Here is a 26,017-nt window from a genome sequence, read left to right as displayed (position 1 = left end):
TGATGGCAGAGAGGTCACACCCGTTCCCATACCGAACACGGAAGTTAAGCTCTCTAGCGCCGATGGTAGTTGGGACCTTGTCCCTGTGAGAGTAGGACGTTGCCAGGCAAATGGAGGATTAGCTCAGCTGGGAGAGCACCTGCCTTACAAGCAGGGGGTCGGCGGTTCGATCCCGTCATCCTCCACCATTTAGCCGACTTAGCTCAATTGGTAGAGCAACTGACTTGTAATCAGTAGGTTGGGGGTTCAAGTCCTCTAGTCGGCACCAGAAATCATGGCGGTTGTGGCGAAGTGGTTAACGCACCGGATTGTGGCTCCGGCATTCGTGGGTTCGATTCCCATCAGTCGCCCCATTTTTCTTAAATAAATTAATATGCGGGTGTGGCGGAATTGGCAGACGCACCAGACTTAGGATCTGGCGCCTTTGGCGTGGGGGTTCGACTCCCTTCACCCGCACTTTTAATTAAATAACTCATACATGTCTTGCGGAAGTAGTTCAGTGGTAGAATACAACCTTGCCAAGGTTGGGGTCGCGGGTTCGAATCCCGTCTTCCGCTCCAATTTTCAATATGACATGCCGGGGTGGCGGAACAGGCAGACGCACAGGACTTAAAATCCTGCGGTGGGTGACCACCGTGCGGGTTCGACCCCCGCCCTCGGCACCATATGCGCCCGTAGCTCAATTGGATAGAGCGTTTGACTACGGATCAAGAGGTTAGGGGTTCGACTCCTCTCGGGCGCGCTTTTATTAACGGGAAGTGGCTCAGCTTGGTAGAGCACCTGGTTTGGGACCAGGGGGTCGCAGGTTCAAATCCTGTCTTCCCGATATTCCCAAAAAACATGGGGCCTTAGCTCAGCTGGGAGAGCGCCTGCCTTGCACGCAGGAGGTCAGCGGTTCGATCCCGCTAGGCTCCACTTATTTTAATATCATTTATGGCGGTGTAGCTCAGCTGGCTAGAGCGTACGGTTCATACCCGTGAGGTCGGGGGTTCGATCCCCTCCGCCGCTACCATAAAGGACCTTTAGCTCAGCTGGTTAGAGCAGACGGCTCATAACCGTCCGGTCGTAGGTTCGAGTCCTACAAGGTCCACCATTAGACGTTTCTATCTCGGAGGTATACCCAAGTTCGGCTGAAGGGATCGGTCTTGAAAACCGACAGGCGGCGAGAGTCGCGCGGGGGTTCGAATCCCTCTACCTCCTCCATTTTTTCTTAATTAAATATTTTATCATCGCGGGGTGGAGCAGCACGGTAGCTCGTCGGGCTCATAACCCGAAGGTCGCAGGTTCAAATCCTGTCCCCGCAACCAAATGGTCCCGTGGTGTAGTGGTTAACATGCCTGCCTGTCACGCAGGAGATCGCCGGTTCGACCCCGGTCGGGACCGCCATTTTTACATAAAGGCTCGGTAGCTCAGTCGGTAGAGCAGAGGACTGAAAATCCTCGTGTCGGCGGTTCGATTCCGTCCCGAGCCACCATTTTGAAATCGCATGCCGACTTAGCTCAATTGGTAGAGCAACTGACTTGTAATCAGTAGGTTGGGGGTTCAAGTCCTCTAGTCGGCACCACTTTCAAAATGAGCCATTAGCTCAGTTGGTAGAGCATCTGACTTTTAATCAGAGGGTCGAAGGTTCGAGTCCTTCATGGCTCACCATTTACAATTTAATGCGGGTGTAGTTTAGTGGTAAAACAAGAGCCTTCCAAGCTCTGGTCGAGAGTTCGATTCTCTTCACCCGCTTTCAATTATGGGCCTATAGCTCAGCTGGTTAGAGCGCACGCCTGATAAGCGTGAGGTCGATGGTTCGAGTCCATTTAGGCCCACCATAATTGTTCCGCAGTAGCTCAGTGGTAGAGCTATCGGCTGTTAACCGATCGGTCGTAGGTTCGAGTCCTACCTGCGGAGCCATATTTATAGAGAAGTACCCAAGTGGCTCAAGGGGCTCCCCTGCTAAGGGAGTAGATCGCGAACGCGGTGCGAGGGTTCGAATCCCTTCTTCTCTGCCAGAACTGGCCCGTTGGTCAAGTGGTTAAGACACCGCCCTTTCACGGCGGTAACACGGGTTCGAATCCCGTACGGGTCATATTAAAAGAGATAGCATAATCTGCTATCTCTTTTTTGTTGTGTAAAAGTGGACTTTGGATAGAAAAAAAGGGATACTCAAGGTCATTAACGAAATGGCACTTAGAAATATATCATAGCTGGAAAGATCCTAAGGAATTAGTTGTAGAGTTATTAGATACAGTTGAATAATAAAAATTGAAATATGGGTCGCTCAACTAAAGGATACTTTAATTGAGCTTTTTAATATTGAAATTTCTGTATTAGGCGCTACCACGGAAAACAAATAGTATAAATAGAAGAAGCTGTCTTTCAATAGGTGATCTACTGGAGACAGCTTTTTTATGATGCTAACGTTGTCGAGTTTTGTCGGTAAGTCGATATATTGCAAAAATCGCCGATATAATTTGAGTTACGGTCGATAAATTTCAATAATCGCTGATATATTTGGAGTTACAGTCGATATATTCTAAAAATCGCCGATATAATTTCACTTACCGACAAAAACATAAGAAAATCCCTTTCACAATCTAAAGAAAACGCCTCCATTGAAATGGATTCCACACCTATTCCAATAACTTTACACTCTATGTGAAAAAGTTCACAAATAGGTCATAATTTGTGAAGTAATTCACAATAATACGTGCTACAATATGAGTGTAAAGAAGTTAAACAACATTAAATTAGTATTTTAATTAATTACTTAAACAATCATAAAAAATATATGTGAACAATAGAGAGGGGAAATTACCATGAAAAAAGGTATCAATCGTGTAGTATTAGTAGGAACAGGAGCTGTAGGTTGTAGTTACGCTTACTCAATGATCAACCAAGGTGTAGCTGAAGAATTCGTATTAGTAGATGTTAATGAAGCAAAAGCAGAAGGGGAAGCAATGGACTTAAGCCATGCGGTACCATTCTCTCCATCACCAACAAAAGTTTGGAGCGGTAGCTATGCAGATTGTAAAGATGCAGATTTAGTAGTCATCACTGCTGGATTACCACAAAAGCCAGGTGAAACTCGTTTAGACTTAGTTGAGAAAAATACAAAGATCTTTAAACAAATCGTTCGCGGTATTATGGATAGCGGATTCGATGGAATCTTCTTAATCGCAACTAACCCAGTTGATATTTTAACTTACGTAACTTGGAAAGAATCTGGTCTACCAAAAGAGCGTGTAATTGGTTCTGGTACTACTTTAGACTCTGCTCGTTTCCGTTACATGTTAGGTGACTATTTAGATGTAGATCCACGTAACGTTCATGCTTACATCGTTGGTGAACACGGTGACACTGAACTTCCAGTATGGAGTCACGCTACTATCGGTGTACAAAAACTAGAAACAATCTTAGCTAACAACGAACAGTATAAACAAGAAGACTTAGACAAAATCTTCGAAAACGTACGTGATGCAGCTTACCATATCATCGAGCGTAAAGGTGCAACTTATTACGGAATCGGTATGTCACTACTTCGTGTAACTAAAGCAATCTTAAACAACGAGAACAGCGTATTAACTGTATCTGCATACCTTGAAGGTCAATACGGTGAGAAAGATGCTTACGTAGGTGTTCCAGCTGTTATTAACCGAGAGGGTGTACGTGAAATCGTAGAACTTGAGCTAAATGAAGATGAAAAAGCGAAATTCGCTCATTCTGTAAAAGTATTAAAAGAAACAATGGCACCAGTACTATAATAATAATTGCTAAATAATCCAGAAGTGGGGAACTACTTCTTACTTCTGGATTTATATATAATTTAATATAAATTCCTTTTCCGGTTTCCCTTGTATATCCCCAATATACCCCTTTTGCTGGATCAGGGTCGTTTATAGAAAAGAGCACTCTACTTTGCGTAGAGTGCTCTTTATTATTATCATTTTTTAGGCGTTAATCCTAATTTCTTTAAAATATCTGCCAGTGTACCGCTTTTTGATTTTTCAACAGGTGTTTGTGATTTAGATGCATCGGGACCTTTTTTCAAGAAGTTCTTTTCAACGAAGCGAATATCTTTTTCGTCAACAATACCATCTTTATTAAGGTCACCGTCTTTCACAGATACTCCTTTTTTACCATAGTTGCTAGCGATAATTTCAGCATCTTTTATATCAATTACTTTATCGCCATTTACATCACCTGCAAGGTTTTCATCAAGGCGTGCATAATAATATTGGCCAATTAGCTTACCGTCTTTTTCAGTACCAAGTTTCGTTGTTAGTCGGCTTGTTAAATGCCCTGGTACTTCTACATATAAGTTATAGTCGCGTTTATTAACAGGAAGTCCATTTAGTTTGAAGTATCCGTATTTATCTAGTGAGCCTTCAAACTTATGACGGTAAGAATCTGTTGCATATACTTTTACGCCAAGCTTTGTATAATCGAATTTCTCATCTAAATAGCCACGTTCATTTAAGAATGCACCAGGTTTAATATTTCCTTCTACTAGTGAGTTTAAAGACATAACTGAGAATGTTTGATCTTGAAGGACACGCATTCTATTTGGCTCTGATTCACCTTGTTTCCAGTAAGCGAACACTGATAAATCTAATTGAGCATTTGCTTCATAAAATTCATCATTTTCTACCTTAAAAGTTATATCAATGAACGGGAAATCACCATCTAATCCAGCGAAGTTTTTGTCATCGATAGCACCGCCTACTGTAACAGAACCTTCTTCTAGTTTCGGTTCATTTACTTTTGCGGTTACCCCTTTTTCTGAAAGTAACTTTTCAAAAGCAGGATTCAATTTCGCATTTGCAAATTTGAAGTTCTTTTCTAGGAATTTTACGTTAAATTCCCCAGCAACAAATTGTTTCACATGTTTGGCGTTTAGCGTCACAGTGAATTCATCACCTTTATATACTTCTTTTTTATCATAACTAGTTTTCGCATATTGAGCTCCTTGCGGGATAAACCAATAGTTATTTACACCGCTCGGATAGTCAGGTCCTGCAGTTGCATAATCGAAAATATATACGCCTGTGTTCATTGGACCTTCAGTTTTAAAGGAATCAGGTGTAATACCAACTTTAAAGTCACCATTTGCATCAATAGGTAAAAACTTATGCAAGTACGGAGAATAGTCATAATACATAACGCCATTCGCTTCTTGCGTAATATTTAGCCCTTTTCCTTTTAAGTAGTCAACGTTCGAATCATACACATTTCCTTTAATCCATAACGCTTTTTTACCATCTTCTACTGTATAATTTTCTTCATTTAATTCATAAATACCAGGTTTTAATCCAGTTAATTTTACTTCTGGCGGTGTATTATCAATTACGACATAATCATCTTTCACACGTGCTTTCCCAGCTTTATCATAGCCAACAAACTCAATTGTGTAGTCTCCTTCTGGTAAGTTGATTTTCTCATCACCAATTGGTTTTGCAGGATCATTTGTAAAAGGATACACTTTTCCGTTAAAGAATGAATCTAAGTAGTAATACACATCCGTTTTTAGTCCAGTCGTGTTTAATGTTCCGATGAAGCCGAGTGCTTTATTTGTTTTGGAATCTTTCACGATAAGGTCTAACGTTTCAAGTTCGCTATTTAATTGGAATGCCCCGTGAACATATGATTCACCATATGGATTAAACTTTGATGTATCAGTTGAAATTGCTTTTCTTGATAATATTGCATTTTCAATACCAGGTTCTGATACACGAATAGAGAACGGAATTTGGTACGTTTCTTCTTTATTTTTCGTATTTGTAATATGAATATATCCTTCATATCGGCCTTGTTTTACACCGGCTGGAACATTAATTTTTGCTTCAATTTCATCTGCTTTCCCAGCATCAAGTGTAATTGTTTCTGGAACAGAAACTTTTACACCGTTTGCGGTAGCATCGTTAATAGAAGAAGATGCTGGTGTATAAGAAATTTCTGTTTTAAATTCTTTTTTCTCTTGTTTATTATGGTTTTCCACTTTTATATTTCGTTTTTGTTCAAGAGCTTCACCGTCTTTTTGATAGAACTTCCCGAATGCAATGGATCCAGTTTCTTCAGGGACTTCAATTACTTCATCATTTACAACTGTTTTTGTTGTATCTAGCACTTTAAAACTAGTTTCCGTATGAACGGCGTTGTACGCATCTACTCGTCCAGCTCCAACTTCATATACGGAATACTTTTCTTTTAAATCATCAGCTGTGTTCATAAGAGACGCCTTTACATCGAATGGAGAGTATTCTGGGTGTTCTTGTAAAATAAGAGCAGCAACGCCCGCGATATGAGGAGAAGCCATAGATGTTCCTTGCATACGCTCATAGGAAACGTCATAGTTTTCGCCCTCTTGTGGGTCGTTAATATATTCAGGTACTGTTGAAAGTACAGCAACACCAGGCGCTGTAATATCTGGTTTAATATCATCATTTGATGTAACAGGGCCGCGTGAGCTAAAGTCTGCAAGATGATCGCCTTCTGTTTGAATATAACTAAGTTCGTCAAAAGTAAAGGATGTATTACCTTGTTCGATTTGAGCTTTTAGTTTTTCACCGTCTTCTTTCGTTAGGCGGAATGCGGGAATGTATTTTGTACTTTCACCAACATAGAAAGGAATTTCTCCGTCCACATTGTTATAAATAATAACGGCTTTTGCACCAGCTTGTTTTGCATTCGCAATTTTTTCATCAAATGACAGTGTACCGCGTGCAACGAGAGCGATTTTTCCTTTTACATCTTTTTTACTAAATTCATCAGGTGTACCGATTCCTACCGATTCGATAGATAACGTTTGTCCCTTGAAATCTTCTATTTTATCAGTGAAGTTTTTGCCAAATAAAATCAAGTTAGGGAATTGTACTTGTCCAGCATGACTTGATAGTTTCGGTAAGGAAATAGAGCTATCACTAGCTCCGACCGTAATCGCAAAGGGAGAAGCACCTGGTGATCCGAGTGTCGCTGGATTTGGTCCAGAATTACCAGCGGCAACGACTGTAACGACACCAGAAAGCATTGCGTTGTTAACAGCGATAGACGTTGGATCAAGCGGATTGTTGCTCTCATCACCTAACGATAAGTTAATGACGTTCATACCGTCAGAAATAGATTTATCGATTGCAGCAATAATACCTGAACTAGCTCCACTTCCGTATGGACCGAGTACACGATAGTTATACAGTTCAATGTCAGGTGCAACACCTTTTACTGCGGAATCTGATTTGTTTTTCTTTTGCGCAGAAACGATACCTGCTACGTGAGTACCGTGGGCTGTGTAGAAGGAAGAGCCACGATCATCAAATTCAGGAGCGCCAGATTGTTGCCACTCTGTATAAGTTGTTTCCATCGGATCTGCATCGTTATTAATAAAGTCCCAACCTTTTACTGAGTTTGGATCTACCTTGCTAGAGTCTTCGCCAGGTTTTGCGCGATAGCCCTTATACACGTCTTTTAGGTCAGGATGATTGTAATCAATACCTGTATCTAATACACCAACTTTAATTCCTTTTCCGGTAATGCCTTCGCTATGTAACTTATCGACCCCAATTTGCGGAATACTATCTGTTAGTTTTTGAGGTGCTTTCTGCTCTGCTTGTTTTGGTAAATTTAGTTTCACTTCATAATCTTTCCAAATACGCTTTACAACGCCAATTCGTAACAATTCTTCTACTGTATTTGCAGGTAACGTCAGCGCAACCCCATTTATCGCATGTTTATAAGAACGTTTAATTTGTACAGACTGGAAATTCCCTGACTTTACTGATGGGCTAAATTGATAAAGGCGTTTTAGTCCTTTTTGAAATTCCTCATGCTCTTGATCAATACGCGCTTTTATATTTTCAGGAGCAGCTTGTAATCCTTTTTCTTTTTGTTTTAATTCATTAATCTTTACTGGAGCTGTTTGAAATTCTACAATGATATTTACTGGTTCCGAACTACTTGTATTAATATCTGGCGAGATAGTAAAACCAGGGTTGGCATCTAACGTTTGTAATGCCTGGCGCTGTTCTTTAGAAAGTTTTGATAGTAAAGACTGGGCGTTTGAAGAGTCAATTTGGTTAATAGGATTTTCAGCAAGTACATTGAACGGAAGGGCAGTTGAAAGCAGAACACCAGCCGTTACAATTCCGGTAACAAAACGATTTTTCTTTTTCATGTATAAGCCTCCGATAATTTATATTTTAAAATTTATTTCTCCGTGCCTGGTGTTTGCTCTGCATGGAATGTCCAGTTTAGCTGTAAGGAATCACCCTGGAATTTATTTTGATCTTGTTCGTTGTCTTCAAAGGAGAAGAGCACGTGTAAATAATCTGTTTCACCAGATTTAATACCGTCTATTAAGTTATGACGTTCTAGAGAAGTAGCCACATCTTCAGGTTTCATAGTTTTTAATTCTGATAGTTTTGTTTCCCACAAAATTTCATGATCATCGTTTGGATTAGATGGCTTTCCATCATTCACTAAAAATTTAACGATGATGTGATCGCCTAAATCTTCACCATCATTATTTTTCTTTGCATCTGTAACTTCATAGGATGTTTCAAGTGCTACTTTTGCAATATCCAATGATCCTTTATTTTCAAGTGTGAAATTTTTTTCAATAAAGTCACCTGGTTTTAAATCTTTCACATTAACAATTACACTTGGATTAATAGAAAGGTCTAGTGTTCCAGCTTGAAATGAGTTACTAGATGTTTCTGAATCACTGAAGTAGGCGAATACACCGCCGAATGTAAGGGATAAGCCAAGCGTTGCTGTGACAACTCCCATTCCAACCTTTTGTTTTAATGACATAAGAAAGCCCCCTAATTAAATTTTTATAGCGACTGTTCGTAACAAGGATAAATAAGTAAACATAGTAGTCCGCTATGAATTGTAGTTACGAAAAGTCGATGTTCTTTATTGAGAACAAGTATATGCTTATCAATTTTCCATTTCAATACAATTGTGACGAAAAATGTTGAGAAACATTTTTTTATGACAGATTATTTTGTTGCGATTTTAAGTGGAAAATAGGATGAAAAAGAGGGTGAAGCTAATAAAATAGAGGTTGAGAAATAAATAGTAAGATGAAAGACTAGTGAAAAATGAAGCGTTTTCAATGAATATTCGTCAAAATTCGATATTTTATATAGAAATGTGAAAAAAATTCAACATTTTTAAGAAAAAAACGTATATTTTTTATAAATTAACAAGGATATTTCAGTTTTTCGCAGAATTGTTAAAGTATAAAAAATTCTGTCATCTTAGTGAGGTGAGCATATTGAGTGTAATAAATTGTGAAGAAGTGAAACGAGATGAGTTTCATACAGAAAAGTACTATGACAGTTATAACATCTTTGGCGCACATATTGTGACGGAAGATGAGATGCGAGGTGTACGATTTACAGTATGGGCTCCTCATGCGAAAGCAATGAGTGTTGTTGGAGATTTTAATGAATGGGATTATGAGCAACATAAGATGCTGCAAGTGACAGAAGAGGGAATCTGGTCCCTATTTATACCGCATATAGAAGAAAGAGAAATATATAAATATGCGATTGAAACGATGGCTGGTGATGTCATTCTCAAGGCAGATCCGTATGCTGTGTATGCAGAAGTAAGACCGAATACGGCATCTGTAGTTTTTGATATAAAGGGATACGAATGGAATGATAAAAACTGGAGTCGTAAGAAAAAGAAAAAATCGGTTTATAAAGAAGCGATGACAGTTTATGAATTACATTTCGGTTCTTGGAAAAAGAAAGAAGATGGAACACTGTACTCTTACAGGGAAATGGCAGAAGAACTCATTCCTTATGTGGTGGAACATCAATTTACACATATTGAAATTATGCCGCTTGTTGAGCATCCATATGATCGTTCTTGGGGATATCAAGGAACGGGATATTATGCAGCAACGAGTAGATTCGGCACACCACATGATTTGATGCATTTTGTCGATGAATGTCATAAATATGGAATCGGTGTCATTTTAGATTGGGTGCCGGGGCATTTTTGTAAAGATGCTCACGGTTTATATTTGTTTGACGGGACACCGACTTATGAATATAAAGATAAAGATGTGCAAGAAAATCCAGTATGGGGAACTGTTAATTTTGATTTAGGAAAGAGGGAAGTACGTAATTTCTTAATTTCAAATGCGTTATTTTGGATGAGATATTTCCACATTGATGGTTTCAGGGTAGATGCAGTTGCGAACATGCTGTATTGGAATAAAGAAGGACAAGAGCAAAGTAATGAGCACGCTGTTTCATTTTTACGAGAGTTAAATGAAGCTGTGTTTGCAGAGGATGAAGATTTTCTTATGACAGCAGAGGATTCAACAGCTTGGCCGCTTGTAACAGCTCCAACCTATGAAGGTGGGCTTGGATTCAATTACAAATGGAATATGGGCTGGATGAATGACGTGCTGAAATATATGGAATGTGCGCCAGAGTACAGAAAATATATTCATGATAAAATGACGTTCTCTTTACTATATGCTTACTCTGAAAATTTCATATTACCGCTTTCTCATGATGAAGTCGTTCATGGGAAAAAGTCGTTATTAAATAAAATGCCAGGAGACTACTGGGATAAGTTTGCTCAACTTCGTTTATTATATGGATATTTCTTTACTCACCCAGGAAAGAAATTACTTTTCATGGGAGGAGAATTCGGGCAGTTTGATGAGTGGAAAGACCTTGAAGATTTAGATTGGAATTTACATGATTTTGAAATGCATCGTTATATGCATGATTACTTTAAAGAGCTCATAGCATTGTATAAGCGCTCCAAACCACTTTGGCAGCTTGATCATTCGCCTGAAGGTTTTCAGTGGATTGATGCTAATAATAATGAGCAAAGTATTTTCTCTTTTATCCGCCAAGGGGATAAACAAGAAGATGCGTTAGTTGTCGTATGTAATTTTACGAAAGCTACATATGAAAACTATAAAGTAGGTGTACCAGATTTTGAGTATTATAACGAGATTTTAAACAGTGATGCTGAGCAATATGGCGGATCAGGGCAAGTAAATAAGAAACGTCTGAAGGCGATTCAAGAACCGTTTCATAATCAAGCAGCACATGTAGAAATTACAATTCCACCATTTGGCGTATCCATATTACGACCAGTGAAGACGAGAAAGGGGAGCAAAAAACAAGATGGCTCAAAAACAAAAGTGCGTAGCAATGTTACTAGCAGGGGGAAAAGGTAGTCGATTAAGTGCATTAACAAAAAATTTAGCCAAGCCAGCTGTTCCATTTGGTGGTAAATATCGCATTATTGATTTTACGCTAAGTAACTGCGCGAATTCTGGTATTGAAACGGTTGGGATTTTAACACAATATCAACCGCTAGAACTTCATAATTATATCGGAATCGGCAATGCGTGGGATTTAGATCGAGTAAGCGGTGGAGTCACAGTATTACCTCCTTATGCGGAGTCTTCGGGTGTGAAGTGGTACACAGGTACGGCAAGTGCCATTTATCAAAACTTAAACTATTTAAGTCAATATGAACCAGAGTATGTTCTCATTTTATCAGGTGACCATATTTATAAAATGGATTACAGTAAAATGTTAGATTACCATATTGAGAAAGAAGCGGACGTTTCCATTTCTGTTATTGAAGTGCCATGGGATGAGGCGAGTCGCTTTGGCATTATGAATACGAACGAAGAGATGGAGATTGTTGAATTTGAGGAGAAACCGCAATTTCCAAGAAGTAATCTTGCATCAATGGGAATTTATATTTTTAACTGGGCGATTTTGAAAGAGTATTTAGAAATGGATGCAAGAAACCCTGAATCTAGTAATGATTTCGGAAAAGATGTGCTTCCGCTTTTATTAGATGAAGGGAAGAAGCTAATGGCATATCCGTTTGAAGGATATTGGAAAGATGTTGGTACAGTGAAGAGCTTATGGGAAGCGAATATGGATTTACTGCGCGATGAAACATCACTGAATTTAAACGACCGTGACTGGCGTATTTATTCTGTTAATCCAAACGAACCGCCTCAATATATTGCTGAAAAGGCAAGAGTAGAAGAATCACTTATTAACGAAGGATGCGTCATCGAAGGGGACGTGAAGCATTCTGTATTATTCCAAGGGGTGACGGTGGAAGAAGGTAGTATGGTTATTGATTCTGTCGTTATGCCAGGAGCGAAGATTGGCAAAAATGTTGTGATTGAAAGGGCAATTGTTGGATCGGAAATGGTTATTGAAGATGGAACAATTATTCGTCCGGAAAAAAATGTTGACGATGTAGTACTTATTGCTGAAGGGAAATAGAAAAGGGGGATGAAATGAATGGGAGAAAAAATGTTAGGAATTATTAATGCAACGGGAAGTTTTCCTTCCTTAAAGAAAGTAACAGGGCATCGTTCACTAGCGGCGTTACCGTTTGGGGGCCGTTATCGACTCATTGATTTCATGCTTTCAAATATGGTGAATTCTAATATTCATAGTGTGGCAGTTTTTACAAGCCATAAAAACCGTTCACTAATGGATCACGTTGGTTCAGGCAAACAGTGGGATTTAGATAGAAAACGAGACGGACTGTTTTTATTCCCGCCAAATTGCCAATGTGATCAAGATGAATTTGGATCTTTTGCACATTTTAGAAGACATATTGATTATTTTCTAAGAAGCAGAGAAGAGTACGTCGTGATTACGAATAGCCATCTCGTAACAGCATTACATTTTCAAGCAGTGTTAGAGCGACATATACATACGGCAGCTGATATTACGGAAGTTTGCCATGAAGGGGTTTCGCTTCAAACATACGTGTTAAAGAAACAATTATTGTTAGACTTATTTGAGGCATATAAAGATGTGGAGCAATATAGCTTATTCGATGTAGTGAGAGAAAAGCGCGGGAAATCACTGCATATTGCTACGTATGAGCATACAGGATATGTAGCTATTATTGATTCGATTGAAAGTTACTATAAACATAGCTTAGAAATTTTGCAACCTGCTATTTGGAAGCAACTATTTAAGAAAGAAGCACCGATCTTTACGAAAGTAAAAGATGAACCACCAACTCGTTATGTAAAAGGTGCAGCTGTGAAAAACACAATGATTGCAAACGGCAGTATTATTGAAGGTGAAGTAGAAAATAGCGTTGTCTCCCGTTCTGTTAAAATTGGAAAAGGTTCAATTGTTCGTAATAGCATTATTATGCAAAAGAGCCAAATTGGAGATAATTGTATAATAGACGGTGTTATTATTGATAAAGATGTGAAAATTGGTGACGGTGTTGTTTTAAAAGGAATCGCCGATGAGCCATACGTTGTAGAAAAAGGAAGCGTTCAAAACAGTACGATTAATAGTTATTCTTAAGAAATCAGTGGGGGTTTTTCCTCCACTGATTCAAGTTTTAATTTAAATGAAAACTCGAAGGGAGGAAGCTGCAAGGGAAGTAGTATAAGCTTTTCGTGCAGTGGGACAACAAGTGAATATTTTATTTGCAGTATCAGAATGTGTACCATTTGTTAAATCGGGAGGATTAGCTGATGTAGCAGGTGCGCTCCCAAAAGAGCTAAAAAAATTAGGTGTAGAAGTTCGCATTATACTCCCGAATTATAGTCTTATTCCGCAAAAATTAAGGGATGGATGTACGTTACATAAAGTAATTAACGTCCCGCTTGGCTGGAGAAATCAATATTGCGGAATTTTAAAAGGTGAGCAAGACGGGATTACGTATTACTTAATAGATAATGAATATTATTTTAAGAGGGATTCTCTGTATGGTCATTATGATGACGGAGAGCGTTTTTCTTATTTCTCGAAAGCAGTTTTAGAGTGTATCCCGCATCTTGATTTTGAAGTGGATGTTCTTCATAGCCATGATTGGCATACAGCTATGGTCAATTTCTTACTACGTGAAAAGTATCAAGATAATCCATTATATGAGCATATTAAAACAGTATATACGATTCATAACTTGCAGTTCCAAGGTGTATTTCCTCCTGAAGTGATGTACGACTTGCTAGAACTTGGTGATGAATATTTTCATAGTGAGCAGTTAGAGTTTTATGGAAATGTGAACTTTATGAAGGGCGGTATTATCGCTTCTGATCAAATTACAGCGGTTAGCCCGACATATAAAGAAGAAATTCAATATGAATTTTTCGGTGAGAAGTTAGATGGATTGTTGCGAAAATATAATGATAAGCTTAGCGGCATTGTAAATGGAATTGATACGAGCGTGTACAATCCAGAAACGGATTCGTATATTACTGCTCAGTACGATGCAGATTCATTATATGAAAAGAGTAAAAATAAACGCGCGTTGCAGCGTTATTTTGGTTTGCCGGAAAAAGAAGATACGCCGATTATTTCAATGGTAACGAGATTAACGAAGCAAAAAGGTCTTGATTTAGTACGTACTGTATTCCGTGAAATAATGGAAGAAGATGTACAATGTATTATTTTAGGATCAGGTGATTCGGAATATGAACAATTCTTCGAGTGGATGGCATATGAGTATCCTGAGAAGGTAAAAGTGTACATCGGTTTTAATGAAGAATTAGCTCACCAAGTATATGCGGGAAGTGATTTATTCCTAATGCCATCATTGTTTGAACCGTGTGGACTTGGACAACTTATCGCATTAGCGTACGGTACGATTCCAATTGTAAGAGAGACAGGCGGATTAAATGATACGGTACAATCTTATGACGAAGAAACTGGAGAAGGAAATGGTTTCAGTTTCACGAACTTTAATGCACATGACATGTTACACACTGTTCGTCGTGCAATTGAATTTTATCATGATAAACCGGTATGGGAGCAGCTTGTAAAACAAGCAATGACTGAAGATTATAGCTGGGAAAAATCAGCCCTTGCTTATAAAAAATTGTATAAAAGTCTCATGGAATAACATGTAGGTGGTGAAGAGATGTTTACTCATGTTGAAAGTTTCAAATCAGCTTTTCTAGAAAAGTTAGAGACGATGTATGGTAAAAGTTTCAAAGAATCTACAACTCGTGATCAATACAATACGCTTGGGTACATGGTACGTGAGTATATGAATAGTCAATGGATTGCAACGAATGAAAGTTATCGGTCTGGAGAGCGAAAGCAAATGTATTACTTATCCATTGAGTTTTTACTTGGGCGTTTGCTTGGAAGTAACATATTAAATTTAGGCATCAAGGATGTATGTGAGCAAGGGCTTTCTGAGCTTGGAATTTCGTTGCAACAATTAGAAGAGGTGGAAGCAGATGCAGGTCTTGGAAATGGTGGACTTGGACGGTTAGCAGCCTGTTTCCTTGATTCACTTGCATCTTTAAACTTACCAGGTCATGGGCGCGGAATTCGTTACAAACACGGCTTATTTGATCAAAAAATTGTTGATGGTTATCAAGTTGAATTTCCAGAACAGTGGCTTCTTCATGAAAATGTATGGGAAGTAAGAAGGCATGATCAAGCTGTAGAAGTAAGTTATTTCGGCAATGTTGAACCGCTCTACATTGATGGGCGTTTAGAATTCAGGCATACAAATGCAGAAGTAATTATGGCCGTACCATATGACGTTCCAGTAGTAGGTTATGAGACGAGTACTGTAAATACACTTAGACTTTGGAATGCGGAACCAGTTCCTTTCCCACAAAATTGCAAAGATATTTTGAAATATAAGCGTGAAACAGAGGCGGTATCGGAGTTTTTATATCCAGATGATACGCATGATGAGGGGAAAATACTTCGTTTGAAACAACAGTATTTCCTCGTATCAGCAAGCTTGCAAAATATTGTTCGTATGCATAGAGAAAGATATGGTGACCTTCGTCAATTACATGAGAAAATTGCGATTCATATTAATGATACCCATCCAGTTTTGGCGATTCCAGAACTGATGCGTATTTTATTAGATGAAGAGAAATTAGCATGGGAAGAAGCTTGGCACATAACAACGCAAACGATTTCTTATACGAATCATACGACGTTATCAGAAGCTCTTGAAAAGTGGCCAATTCACATTTTTAAACCGTTATTACCGAGAATTTATATGATTATTGAAGAGATTAATGAACGTTTCTGTCATGAACTTTGGGAACGTTATCCGTATGAATGGCATCGTATTGAAGAGATGGCAATTATTGCGCATGATCTTGTGAAAATGGCTCATTTAGCAATTGTCGGTAGCCATAGCGTAAACGGTGTAGCAAAAATTCATACGGAGATTTTAAAACAACGTGAAATGCGATTGTTTTATGAGTTTTATCCAGATAAGTTTAATAATAAAACGAATGGAATCGCTCATAGACGCTGGTTAATGAAGGCGAATCCACAGCTGACAAACCTTATTTCAGAGGCGATTGGAACAGAGTGGAAGAAAGAACCGATTAAGCTTCAAGAGCTACAATTAGTTCAATACGATGCGAGTTTCCAAGAGAAATTTGCAGAGGTAAAACAAGAGCGCAAAGAGATTTTAGCAGCGCGCATTCATCATACAATGGGGATTACAATTGATCCTAATTCTATTTTTGATGTGCAAGTAAAAAGGCTACATGCTTACAAGCGACAATTATTAAATGTTCTTCATATTTTATATTTGTATAACCGTTTGAAAGAGGATGCTAGTTTTACATTTTATCCGCGTACTTTTATTTTTGGAGCGAAAGCATCACCTGGCTATTACTATGCGAAAAAAATTATTAAATTAATAAACGAACTTGCAAGGAAAGTAAATAACGATCCGTACGTAAGCCAATATATGAAAGTTATCTTTCTAGAAAACTATCGAGTGTCTGTAGCGGAAGATATATTCCCAGCGGCCGATGTAAGTGAACAAATTTCAACAGCGAGTAAAGAAGCATCCGGAACAGGCAATATGAAATTTATGATGAATGGTGCGATTACGCTCGGCACGTTAGACGGAGCGAATATTGAAATAAAAGATAGAGTCGGTGATGATAACTGTTTCATTTTCGGCTTAACGGCCGAAGAAGTTCTTCATTACAATCAAAATGGTGGATATCGTGCAAGTGATTATTATCACCACAATGGGCACATTAAGAAGGTAGTAGATCAGCTAACGAATGGTTTCTTTGCACAGTCGGGAGCTGAATTTGAAGCAATTTACGATTCTCTTGTTATTCAAAATGATGAATATTTCGTTCTACGAGATTTTGGCCCATATGCGGAAAAGCAAGAAGCTGTTGGTAGAGCTTATGAGAACCGAACGAAGTGGCTCGAAATGTCGATTTTAAATATTGCACAATCTGGTCATTTTGCGAGCGATCGAACGATTTTACAGTATAGTAATGAGATTTGGGGTATTGGTAATACAGTTACGCAAATTTAAAGAGATTGCTAGGTCGGGAAAGACTATATGAAATTTATATATATACATCGATTTGCCAAAAAAATTGACACTAATAAATAAACCGAGCTTAATCTCATTAAGCTCGGTTTTCTTTTTTGCTTAAGAAAGAAATGGGATCGCAGTATATATGATACCTGTTCCATCATATTCTCCTGTCGCAAAGTATGAAAATGTAAAGAAACCCGTAAACGAAAAAATTACAATGAGAAAAAGTGCAAAGATAAATTTTAGCATGTAAGGTCCCCTCATCCAAAAGTAACTTCATATATTATTATAGTATAAGGATATTTAATTTCCAATTGTTTACTGGTTAAAAATGAGAAGTCAGACATGTTTTGTATGTTGTCATGGCATGATTATTTGTAATAGATTTTGTGTTTTTTGTAAAAGTCATGTTGTGATGAACGTGTGCATATTCCCAGTCTTGGTCATTAAAATTTATGTTTCGAGGAGGAAGAAGTGGAACGACATCAAATAAATTGACGAAACGAAAGCTACTAGCTACTTGCAGTTTATAATAATTCCGAAAGGCGATATCCCCCACTTTTGGGGAGGCAAATGTATACAGACCGTACTGTGCGAAGGCAGTGTTTATACGCGCATCGAGTATATGTAGTGTGGCAAGCGCGCCGCCTAAACTATGACCTGTTGCAAGAAGTTTTTTATGGGCTGGTAGTGATACAAGCATATCCATAATAGAATCCCGGCAAGACTCATAAATGGAAAGAAAGCCGTTATGGACATTTCCGCTATTTAAAGCATATGGGTATGGTTTTTGGTTAACGAGTGAATCGATAATCCAATCTGTATCTGTTTGTGTTCCGCGAAAAGCTACAATAACGGTATCCTCAGATTCTAGTATGAATCCGAACCATTCTGTCGTTTGAATGGTTTTTCCTTGAAAGCCTTGTACATATTGAAAACCATCTGGTATTTCAAAAATCCCATTTTGTTTATATTGTTCATACGTTAACTCACAACAAGAAGCTAACAGTATGGCAGTATCTTTATCGAAGGATAAAGGAGTACGCATTAAGGGAGCCTCCTTAAGAAAAGGTATAGTTCAATATATGCAGTGAGGGACTTGATTCATTCTTTTAGAAAAAAACCTTGAAACTACAGTTACGTGAGGGAGTATGATTTTTGTAAACATACTGTTAGGAGGAGTGTAAGATAAGCAAAAGAGAAGGCTATTCAATTGGTGAGTTTTCAAGGAGAAGAGGCGTGGCTTAACGAAGTGATGGAGTATTATATGATTCGAAGTGGTTTGTATAGTCCACCTAAATAAAAAGAGCCCTATAAGGGCCCTATTTACTCTTTTCCATCTAATAAACGACCAAGTCCACCTAAAACGCTACCTTCACCAGTGCTTTGCGCTGCTGGGCTTGTCAGACGTGCTGCTAAGCGGCTAAGTGTTAAGGACTGGATCCAAACTGTTCCAGGGCCTTCTAACGTTGCGAAGAATAAACCTTCGCCGCCAAATAGAGCTGTTTTTACTTTTCCAACGAACTCGACATCGTAATTAACGTCTTTTGTCATGGCAACGAGACAACCTGTATCAATGCGAAGTTTTTCGCCAGGCTTTAATTCACGTTTGTATACAGTTCCGCCTGCATGCATGAAAGCAAGTCCATCACCTTCAAGTTTTTGCATGATGAAACCTTCACCACCGAAGAAACCAGTTCCTATTTTTTTCGTAAACTCAATGCCGATAGAAACGCCTTTTGCGGCACAAAGAAACGCATCTTTTTGACAAACTACTTTCCCTTGATATTCTGTTAAATCTACAGGAATAATTTTACCCGGATAAGGAGCAGCAAAGGATACGTGACGCTTGCCGTGACCTGTATTTGTAAATACAGTCATAAACATGCTTTCCCCTGTAACGAGACGCTTACCAGCGCCCATTAACTTTCCGAATAAACCTCCAGATGGTCCAGAACCATCACCGAAGATTGTTTCCATTTCGATGTAATCTTCCATCATCATCATTGCGCCAGCTTCTGCAATAACGCTTTCTTCTGGGTCTAACTCAATTTCAACAAACTGCATATCATCGCCGTATAATTTATACTCGATTTCATGTGCTCTCATTTTTTTCACCTCGTATGTAATAGATATTTATATTGTACAGAATTTAATAGGATTAGAATACTTTAGTTTTGTTAATTTTCAAATAAAGTGGGAGCACCCAAAATTGGTTGTCAGCTCTCATCAATCGGGCAGTCAGCAAATAGCGAGATAAAATATGAATATGGAAATTCAACATTATATTAAAATTATAAAAAAATAATGGAATGAAAGTGTTCTCATTTGACGTTTTGGATATAGCGTGATATAGTGAAGTCACTATTGAGCTACATAATGTGGTACGGAAATAAAGCACGTTGAATTAAAGGCTGTAAGCTTGTTATACATTCATGTCCTTTATATCCACCTTTTCATGTGGATTCATAGTTTCATTTTTATTTAGGAGGTACATGACATGCAAACAGGTAAAGTTAAATGGTTCAACAGCGAAAAAGGTTTCGGTTTCATCGAAGTTGAAGGTGGAGACGATGTATTCGTTCACTTCTCAGCTATCCAAGGTGACGGATTCAAAACTTTAGAAGAAGGTCAAGAAGTTTCTTTCGAAATCGTTGAAGGTAACCGTGGACCACAAGCTGCTAACGTTACAAAAAACTAATTAGCTAGCGATAAAAAGCATTCCGATTTTCGGAATGCTTTTTTTTATTCTTTGGAACTCGACTCATTTGAAGATAATTCGCCCTTAAAGGTACGCTCTTCAAAGTCATCAAGCATTTGTTCATATTCTTCATGCTCTTCTGTAGCGAAAACTTGCAGATTTTTCCCATGCATATCTGTACCGATAAAGTTTTCGAAATCCTCTACGTAACCTACATTTTCTTCGCTATTTACGTACATGCCATTATAGTTTTTCGAATCTTGTCTTTCTAAATCAGATGGTGTTTCAGATGTTCCGTAATTGGCAACATCTTGCCATGCATCTTCTGCATCATATTCAACAGAACGATCTTCGTCATGTTTGTGAAAAGAAGGAGACAACACTTCTTCTTCGACTGGTCGTGTATTCATATTTAACTTATTTGTTGCGTGCTGGATGCATGTTGTAGCAGTCGGCATTGCTTCTAATCTTTCAAATGGAATTTCTTCACCAGATACTTCGCAAATGCCGTACGTACCCGCTTCTATTTTTTGCAGGGCATGTTTCGTATCCTCTAGCTGTTTATGCCAAAGTTCAATAAGTCCGAAGTCTTTTTCGCGTTCATATAGCTCTGTTGCCATATCAGCCGGATGGTTATCATAGCTAGATAATTCTCCAACAGATTCACGTTCAGATGCACGATCTTCATTTTCGTGTGTTTGTATCGTTTGCTCTAGTTCTTGTTTTTGTTTTTCTAAAACGGATTTAAATTGATTTATTTGTTGTGGAGTTAACATAGTCGTCCACCTTCCTACAATTCAGTTTCTTTACATAGTATGAGCGTTGCGAGTAGGAATTATGAGCTGAAATTGGTATATGAAAAAGGAGCCGCATTAGCAGCTCCTTTTAAAGGAAATATCCAAGTAATAATCCGATTCCCATGAGGAGACCGAAGATTGTATTTGTTTTTGCTGTTGCTATCATCGCAGGTACCATTTCCATTGGAATGCTTTTGCCGATAAAGCCTTTCGTCGCTTTAAATGCTTTCGGTGCACTTAAAAATACGATAAGCATCCATGGTGATACGATGCCCACGATAATTAAAGCAATTGTCCAAATGTAGGAAACGATGAACATAGAAGCAAGTACACCAACTGCTCGCTCGCGTCCAACGAGAATGGCTAACGTTTTACGCCCGTTTTCTTTATCGCCATCTAAGTCACGGATGTTATTAGCTAGTAAAATGGCACCAATTAAAATGGAGCTTGGAATAGAGAGTAAAACGACTTCTGATGTTACAGTTCCAGTTTGAATAAAGAATGAAATCCCGATAATAATGACACCCATAAATAATCCGGCTGTTAACTCTCCAAATGGTGTATAGGCAATGGGAAGTGGACCGCCTGTATAAAGGTAAGCAACGGCCATACAAACAAGACCGATTGCAGCAAGCCACCAGCTAGAATTCATACAAATATAAACACCTAATAGTATTGCGATGCCGAAAAATCCAAATGCTAAGTTAAGCACTGTTTTTGGCTGAATGCCATCGCGAACGATAGCGCCGCCGATACCAACTGAACCTTCGTGATCAAGTCCTCTTTTGTAATCAAAGTATTCATTAAACATGTTTGTTGCTGCCTGAATGAGAAGACAAGCAAGAAGCATTATAAGGAAAAGAGGGAGATGTATTTGATTTATACCTCCGACCTGCATTGCATAGGCTGTTCCGATGAAAACAGGAACGAAAGCTGCTGTTAATGTATGGGGACGTAGTAAACTCCACCAAATGCGCCAGCCTGTTTGCTTGCTTGGCTTTGGCGCCGTAGGAGAGGAATTCGTTTCGACGTTCATTTCCATGTTGAATCCTCCTTTGGTCACATATTGTACACAACTAAGTGTAGAAAAAGCATCATTTAGTGTCAACGTTTATTTTCTAGGAAGAGAAGGTGAATTTCTCAGAAATGCTAAACGTTGACAGGCCTTTCGTTTGAGGTGTATCTTAAAATCAAGCGTAATTATGACTATTTTTCGCCCATAGGGGGGAGACAATTGTGATTCAAACGAAACAAAAAGGCTTGCAGGAAGTTCTAAGTGCAGCCATTAAGCATGCAACTGATGAAAAAATATTGGTTAGTTTTATAAAAAAAATAGACTGGATGGATCCACTTCTGTTTTATGCAGCAGGAAAAAGGATCTCATTCGAAAATAGATGTTATTTTGCAGACCCAGCTCAGCATGTAATATTTGCTGGAATTGGTTCTGTTTTCACTATAGCAACTGCTTCTCACAAACGCTTTCAAACTGCTCGTGACGAGTGGGATAAAGTAAAAGAGAAAGCATTTGTACAAAGAGAAAAATACGAATTTGGAACAGGTCCTCTTTTATTTGGTGGATTTTCATTTGACCAAGAAAAAGAGAAAACAGATTTATGGAAAGAATTTGATGATACGACATTTTTACTACCGGCATTTTTATTAACTGTAAAAAATGAAAAAGCATGGTTAACAATGAATACATTCGTTTCAGCAACAGATTGTGCAGAAACTCTTTATAACGAAATTATTTCTTTAGAAGAGAAAATTTTTGAGGAGAGTAAATGTGCACTAGAAGGATCGAAATTAACAGTTACTTCTAAAGTAGAAGTGGATCCGAAAGGCTGGATGAAGGCCATTGAGAAAGTGCAAGATGAGATGAAGCAGGGGAACGTGCAGAAGGTTGTATTAGCGAGGGAGCTAAAAGTAGAGACGGATCATCATATTGATTCTGCGCTTGTTTTAGAAGCACTTCGCATTGGGCAACCAGATTGTTACGTATTTTCTTTTGATTATAAAGGAGCATGCTTCTTAGGAGCGACGCCAGAGAGATTAATTCGCAAAGAAGATGAGAAGTTTACTTCGATGTGTCTTGCTGGTTCAACTGGTCATGGTCAATCTACAGAAGAAAGTAAGCGAAATAGTGATGCGCTTCTTCATGATGAAAAGAATTTAGCTGAACACGGTTATGTTGTGAACATGATTCGAGGAGTATTAAATGAGCACTGCGAATCCGTTAATATTCCGGAAAGTCCAGGTCTGTTAACAACGAAAAACTTAATTCATTTATATACGCCTGTAGAGGCAAAAGGCGATGCGAGTCTTTTAACGATGGTAGAAGAATTACATCCAACACCAGCTCTTGGCGGGACACCTCGTTTGGAAGCGATGAAACTGATTCGTGATGTTGAATTGTTAGACAGAGGATTATATGGTGCACCGATTGGTTGGATAGATGATGAAGGAAATGGTGAATTTGCGGTTGCACTTCGCTGCGGATTATTAAATGGAGAGAAAGCATCCTTATTTGCCGGTTGCGGGATTGTAATTGATTCAGTACCGCAACTTGAATATGAAGAAACAAGTTTGAAGTTTAGACCGATGCTTGGTGCTTTGGAGGAATTAATGAAATGAACAATCATATAGAAGCATTATCATATTATTTAGGCGCGTTCGTGGATGAACTGACGCGTCTAAATATATGTGATGTTGTCATTAGTCCAGGCTCACGGTCAACGCCGATTGCTCTACTAATGGAACAACATGAAGGAATGAACACATATTTACATGTAGATGAAAGATCTGCAGGATTTTTTGCGCTCGGTATCGCAAAAGCGAAAAAACGTCCGGTTGCATTATTATGTACGTCAGGAACGGCAGCAGCGAACTACTATCCAGCTGTATGTGAAGCTTTTCATTCACGAGTGCCGCTTATCGTCTTAACGGCAGATAGACCGCATGAATTAAGAGATGTCGGTGCACCACAAGCGATGAATCAAATTAATTTATACGGCACGTTTGTGAAGCAATTTACAGAGATGGCACTTCCAGAAGCGAATGAGGCGATGTATCATTACGCTCGCATGACAACGCAGCGCACGATAGCAAGCGCGCTTTTAGCGCCGCAAGGACCTGTTCATCTTAATTTTCCAGTTCGTGAACCGCTTATCCCGGACTTTTCATTAGAAAGTTTATGGGATAAAGGACGCGGGGAATATACAGGAGTAGTTCAGCAAGGGAATGCGGTGATGCCGAGTGAATATGTAGATTCTCTTGTAGGGCGCCTTTCACGTATGGAAAAGGGGCTTATTATTTGTGGAGATGATAGTCATTCAGAAATCGCAACGTTTGCAACGCAACTGGCTGAAAAAACGGGATATCCAATATTAGCGGATCCACTTTCTAACATTCGTAGCGGGCACCACGACAAAACGATGGTAATCGACTGTTACGATACATTTTTACGAAATGAATTGTTAAAAGAAACGTGGAAGCCGGATGTTTTAATTCGCTTCGGTGGTATGCCTGTTTCGAAAGCATTAACGCAATTCATTAAAAAACAGACGAAAGCCGTTCATATCGTTGTTGACGAATCTGGACAATGGAGAGATCCAGCTCTCGTTGCAACAGAAGTTGTCCAAGCGAGTGATATTGTATTTTGCAGTGCACTAATAGAAAAAATGCCAGTTATGAAAAAGAATGATTGGTCCCAAATGTGGCAACATATAAACGAAAAAACGAAGGAAACACTTCGTGAAATGGAAACATATGATACGGCATTTGAAGGAAGAGTCATTACAGATATTGTCCGCGTATTACCAGAAGGGGCAACGTTATTTGCAAGTAATAGTATGCCAATTCGTGATACAGATTCTTTCTTCTTCACATCGGATAAAGACATTCAAGTAATGGCAAATCGCGGTGTAAATGGGATTGATGGGATCATTTCGACAGCTTTAGGAGCGAGCATGATTTGCGATCCGCTCGTATTAGTGATTGGTGATTTATCATTCTATCACGATTTAAATGGACTACTAGCCGCAAAATTACATGAATTAAACATAACGATTGTCGTTGTAAATAATGACGGTGGTGGTATTTTCTCATTCTTACCACAATATGAGAAAAAGGAACATTTCGAATCATTATTTGGAACTCCAATTGGGCTTGATTATGAGCATGTTGTTACAATGTACGGTGGTTCATTTAGCCGTGTAAATGGCTGGGAGCAGTTCCGAGAAGAAGTACAAAAGGGTGCAACGACAGAAGGTTTACACGTTGTGGAAATTTGTACGAACCGTGATGAAAACTTAACATTGCACCGTACGTTATGGGCAAAAACACAGGACGTAATTACTACATCGTTGCAAGGTGAATCAAAATGAACGTAACGCTGCAAGGTGTATCGTATGAATATGAAGTAGTCGGAAGCGGGGAACCACTTCTACTTCTTCATGGTTTTACGGGAAGTATGGAAACGTGGCGTTCCTTCGTTCCTTCTTGGAGTGAGCAATTTCAAGTCATTTTAGTAGATATTGTTGGGCACGGAAAAACGGAAAGCCCTGAAGATGTGACGCATTATAATATTCGAAATGTAGCGTTGCAAATGAAAGAACTATTAGATTATCTTCATATTGAAAAGGCGCATATACTTGGCTATTCAATGGGCGGTAGACTGGCGATTACAATGGCGTGTCTATATCCAGAATATGTACGCTCTCTTTTATTAGAAAATTGTACAGCTGGGCTTGAAAGGGAAGATGAGCGAAAAGAACGCTGTGAAAAAGATGAGCGACTTGCTCAAAAAATTGAGCGAGAAGGCATCGAAAGTTTTGTATCGATGTGGGAAAATATTTCGCTGTTTGAAACGCAGAAACGTTTAGCACAAAACGTACAAGAAGCAGTGCGAAAAGAGCGACTTGCTAACAATCCAAAAGGACTTGCAAATAGCTTGCGCGGCATGGGAACAGGTGCTCAGCCTTCATGGTGGAATGAGCTGAAAAACTTAAAAATGCCTGTTCTTTTAATAAACGGTGAGCATGATGAAAAGTTCTTTCGTATATTAAAAAATATCGAAAAATGCGTCTCTGACGCGAAATTTGTCAAAATTGATGGTGCTGGCCATGCAATTCATGTGGAACAACCGGAAAAGTTTGATACAATAGTAAAGGGATTTCTAAAAACTATGCAGTGATGCTTTTTTCAGTTAAGAATG

General features: G+C 38.8%; 18 protein-coding genes, 22 tRNA genes and 1 rRNA gene. 34 read left to right on the top strand and 7 right to left on the bottom strand.

All coding sequences use genetic code 11. From position 1 onward, the window contains the following. The 25 genes from rrf to ACTFNE_RS24830 form a co-directional block, all read left to right on the top strand. Positions 1-108: ribosomal RNA gene (gene rrf, locus ACTFNE_RS24950) — 5S ribosomal RNA — on the top strand; the annotation flags it as partial. A 4-nt stretch (positions 109-112) separates the two neighbouring features. Beyond that, positions 113-188, top strand: a tRNA-Val gene (locus ACTFNE_RS24945). A 4-nt stretch (positions 189-192) separates the two neighbouring features. Next, positions 193-268, top strand: a tRNA-Thr gene (locus ACTFNE_RS24940). A 9-nt stretch (positions 269-277) separates the two neighbouring features. After that, a tRNA-His gene (locus ACTFNE_RS24935) sits at positions 278-353 on the top strand. Between the two features lie 22 nt (positions 354-375). Continuing rightward, positions 376-456: transfer RNA gene (locus ACTFNE_RS24930), tRNA-Leu, on the top strand. A gap of 29 nt (positions 457-485) precedes the next feature. Then, positions 486-560, top strand: a tRNA-Gly gene (locus ACTFNE_RS24925). Between the two features lie 16 nt (positions 561-576). Continuing rightward, positions 577-665, top strand: a tRNA-Leu gene (locus tag ACTFNE_RS24920). 3 nt (positions 666-668) lie between these two features. Then, positions 669-742, top strand: a tRNA-Arg gene (locus ACTFNE_RS24915). 10 nt (positions 743-752) lie between these two features. Next, positions 753-826, top strand: a tRNA-Pro gene (locus ACTFNE_RS24910). A 16-nt stretch (positions 827-842) separates the two neighbouring features. Then, positions 843-915: transfer RNA gene (locus tag ACTFNE_RS24905), tRNA-Ala, on the top strand. A 20-nt stretch (positions 916-935) separates the two neighbouring features. Next, positions 936-1,012, top strand: a tRNA-Met gene (locus ACTFNE_RS24900). 4 nt (positions 1,013-1,016) lie between these two features. Then, positions 1,017-1,093: transfer RNA gene (locus ACTFNE_RS24895), tRNA-Ile, on the top strand. Positions 1,094-1,110: 17 nt separating this feature from the next. After that, positions 1,111-1,203 (top strand) — tRNA-Ser (locus ACTFNE_RS24890). A 27-nt stretch (positions 1,204-1,230) separates the two neighbouring features. Further along, positions 1,231-1,307: transfer RNA gene (locus ACTFNE_RS24885), tRNA-Met, on the top strand. A 3-nt stretch (positions 1,308-1,310) separates the two neighbouring features. Next, positions 1,311-1,386, top strand: a tRNA-Asp gene (locus tag ACTFNE_RS24880). Between the two features lie 12 nt (positions 1,387-1,398). Continuing rightward, positions 1,399-1,474 (top strand) — tRNA-Phe (locus ACTFNE_RS24875). Positions 1,475-1,488: 14 nt separating this feature from the next. Beyond that, positions 1,489-1,564: transfer RNA gene (locus ACTFNE_RS24870), tRNA-Thr, on the top strand. Between the two features lie 10 nt (positions 1,565-1,574). Beyond that, a tRNA-Lys gene (locus tag ACTFNE_RS24865) sits at positions 1,575-1,650 on the top strand. A gap of 13 nt (positions 1,651-1,663) precedes the next feature. After that, a tRNA-Gly gene (locus ACTFNE_RS24860) sits at positions 1,664-1,734 on the top strand. Positions 1,735-1,743: 9 nt separating this feature from the next. Beyond that, positions 1,744-1,820: transfer RNA gene (locus tag ACTFNE_RS24855), tRNA-Ile, on the top strand. A gap of 7 nt (positions 1,821-1,827) precedes the next feature. After that, a tRNA-Asn gene (locus ACTFNE_RS24850) sits at positions 1,828-1,902 on the top strand. Positions 1,903-1,909: 7 nt separating this feature from the next. Beyond that, positions 1,910-2,000: transfer RNA gene (locus ACTFNE_RS24845), tRNA-Ser, on the top strand. A 5-nt stretch (positions 2,001-2,005) separates the two neighbouring features. Continuing rightward, a tRNA-Glu gene (locus tag ACTFNE_RS24840) sits at positions 2,006-2,077 on the top strand. A gap of 35 nt (positions 2,078-2,112) precedes the next feature. Continuing rightward, the gene (locus tag ACTFNE_RS24835) at positions 2,113-2,247 is read left to right on the top strand and encodes a regulator (RefSeq protein WP_270705638.1); all 135 of its coding nucleotides are present in this window, start codon (positions 2,113-2,115) and stop codon (positions 2,245-2,247) included. Between the two features lie 560 nt (positions 2,248-2,807). Continuing rightward, a complete protein-coding gene (locus tag ACTFNE_RS24830) occupies positions 2,808-3,752 on the top strand; it encodes an L-lactate dehydrogenase (protein ID WP_000715338.1) in 945 nt (314 codons plus the stop codon). Positions 3,753-3,931: 179 nt separating this feature from the next. Here the strand turns inward: ACTFNE_RS24830 and ACTFNE_RS24825 are convergent, their stop codons facing one another. Both ACTFNE_RS24825 and ACTFNE_RS24820 read right to left on the bottom strand, forming a co-directional pair. Further along, on the bottom strand, positions 3,932-8,155 hold the full coding sequence (locus tag ACTFNE_RS24825; RefSeq protein ID WP_270705639.1) for a S8 family serine peptidase: 4,224 nt from the start codon (positions 8,153-8,155) through the stop codon (positions 3,932-3,934). A 32-nt stretch (positions 8,156-8,187) separates the two neighbouring features. Continuing rightward, positions 8,188-8,793: a CalY family protein gene (locus ACTFNE_RS24820; protein WP_000053954.1), complete on the bottom strand. Its 606-nt coding sequence runs from the start codon at positions 8,791-8,793 to the stop codon at positions 8,188-8,190. A gap of 469 nt (positions 8,794-9,262) precedes the next feature. Between ACTFNE_RS24820 and glgB the strand changes: the two genes are divergently transcribed. The 5 genes from glgB to glgP all read left to right on the top strand — a co-directional run bounded on the left by glgB (position 9,263) and on the right by glgP (position 17,301). Beyond that, positions 9,263-11,200 (top strand): 1,4-alpha-glucan branching protein GlgB, encoded by a 1,938-nt coding sequence (gene glgB / locus ACTFNE_RS24815; RefSeq protein ID WP_000111372.1) that lies wholly within the window; start codon positions 9,263-9,265, stop codon positions 11,198-11,200. Beyond that, a complete protein-coding gene (gene glgC, locus ACTFNE_RS24810; RefSeq protein ID WP_000057612.1) occupies positions 11,148-12,278 on the top strand; it encodes a glucose-1-phosphate adenylyltransferase in 1,131 nt (376 codons plus the stop codon). The genes glgB and glgC overlap by 53 nt, the downstream gene beginning before the upstream one ends. Before the next feature lie 18 nt (positions 12,279-12,296). Continuing rightward, entirely contained in the window at positions 12,297-13,331 is a 1,035-nt protein-coding gene (gene glgD, locus ACTFNE_RS24805) for a glucose-1-phosphate adenylyltransferase subunit GlgD (RefSeq protein ID WP_270705640.1), read from the top strand. Positions 13,332-13,443: 112 nt separating this feature from the next. Then, positions 13,444-14,874: a glycogen synthase GlgA gene (gene glgA, locus ACTFNE_RS24800; RefSeq protein WP_046199491.1), complete on the top strand. Its 1,431-nt coding sequence runs from the start codon at positions 13,444-13,446 to the stop codon at positions 14,872-14,874. An 18-nt stretch (positions 14,875-14,892) separates the two neighbouring features. Next, positions 14,893-17,301, top strand: coding sequence for a glycogen phosphorylase (glgP, locus tag ACTFNE_RS24795; RefSeq protein WP_270705642.1), 2,409 nt, complete (start codon positions 14,893-14,895; stop codon positions 17,299-17,301). A gap of 120 nt (positions 17,302-17,421) precedes the next feature. Here the strand turns inward: glgP and ACTFNE_RS24790 are convergent, their stop codons facing one another. From ACTFNE_RS24790 to ACTFNE_RS24780, 3 genes are all read right to left on the bottom strand, one after another. Continuing rightward, positions 17,422-17,556 (bottom strand): hypothetical protein, encoded by a 135-nt coding sequence (locus ACTFNE_RS24790; protein ID WP_000911067.1) that lies wholly within the window; start codon positions 17,554-17,556, stop codon positions 17,422-17,424. A 76-nt stretch (positions 17,557-17,632) separates the two neighbouring features. Beyond that, a complete protein-coding gene (locus tag ACTFNE_RS24785) occupies positions 17,633-18,355 on the bottom strand; it encodes a lipase family protein (protein ID WP_001260123.1) in 723 nt (240 codons plus the stop codon). Between the two features lie 278 nt (positions 18,356-18,633). Beyond that, complete coding sequence (locus ACTFNE_RS24780) at positions 18,634-19,416, bottom strand: TIGR00266 family protein (RefSeq protein ID WP_001201259.1); 783 nt, start codon at positions 19,414-19,416, stop codon at positions 18,634-18,636. 391 nt (positions 19,417-19,807) lie between these two features. Between ACTFNE_RS24780 and cspD the strand changes: the two genes are divergently transcribed. Beyond that, a complete protein-coding gene (cspD, locus tag ACTFNE_RS24775; protein WP_001193054.1) occupies positions 19,808-20,008 on the top strand; it encodes a cold-shock protein CspD in 201 nt (66 codons plus the stop codon). A 44-nt stretch (positions 20,009-20,052) separates the two neighbouring features. Here cspD and ACTFNE_RS24770 read toward each other — a convergent pair whose 3' ends face one another. Both ACTFNE_RS24770 and ACTFNE_RS24765 read right to left on the bottom strand, forming a co-directional pair. Continuing rightward, entirely contained in the window at positions 20,053-20,784 is a 732-nt protein-coding gene (locus ACTFNE_RS24770) for a yteA family sporulation protein (RefSeq protein WP_046199488.1), read from the bottom strand. 109 nt (positions 20,785-20,893) lie between these two features. Continuing rightward, a complete protein-coding gene (locus ACTFNE_RS24765) occupies positions 20,894-21,847 on the bottom strand; it encodes a 1,4-dihydroxy-2-naphthoate polyprenyltransferase (protein WP_000425747.1) in 954 nt (317 codons plus the stop codon). 194 nt (positions 21,848-22,041) lie between these two features. On the opposite strand from ACTFNE_RS24765, the gene ACTFNE_RS24760 reads away from it, so the two are divergent. The 3 genes from ACTFNE_RS24760 to menH are packed head-to-tail and all read left to right on the top strand — an operon-like array spanning position 22,042 to position 25,996. Next, complete coding sequence (locus ACTFNE_RS24760; protein WP_046199487.1) at positions 22,042-23,436, top strand: isochorismate synthase; 1,395 nt, start codon at positions 22,042-22,044, stop codon at positions 23,434-23,436. Further along, entirely contained in the window at positions 23,433-25,187 is a 1,755-nt protein-coding gene (gene menD, locus ACTFNE_RS24755) for a 2-succinyl-5-enolpyruvyl-6-hydroxy-3-cyclohexene-1-carboxylic-acid synthase (protein WP_270705643.1), read from the top strand. Before ACTFNE_RS24760 ends, menD begins: the two co-directional genes overlap by 4 nt. Further along, positions 25,184-25,996: a 2-succinyl-6-hydroxy-2,4-cyclohexadiene-1-carboxylate synthase gene (menH, locus tag ACTFNE_RS24750; RefSeq protein WP_270705645.1), complete on the top strand. Its 813-nt coding sequence runs from the start codon at positions 25,184-25,186 to the stop codon at positions 25,994-25,996. Before menD ends, menH begins: the two co-directional genes overlap by 4 nt. Positions 25,997-26,017 lie beyond the last annotated feature (21 nt).

It is taken from the genome of Bacillus cereus group sp. MYBKT111-2 (assembly GCF_051915205.1).
Taxonomy (GTDB): domain Bacteria; phylum Bacillota; class Bacilli; order Bacillales; family Bacillaceae_G; genus Bacillus_A; species Bacillus_A paranthracis.
This window is presented reverse-complemented; position numbering and strand designations above follow the sequence as displayed.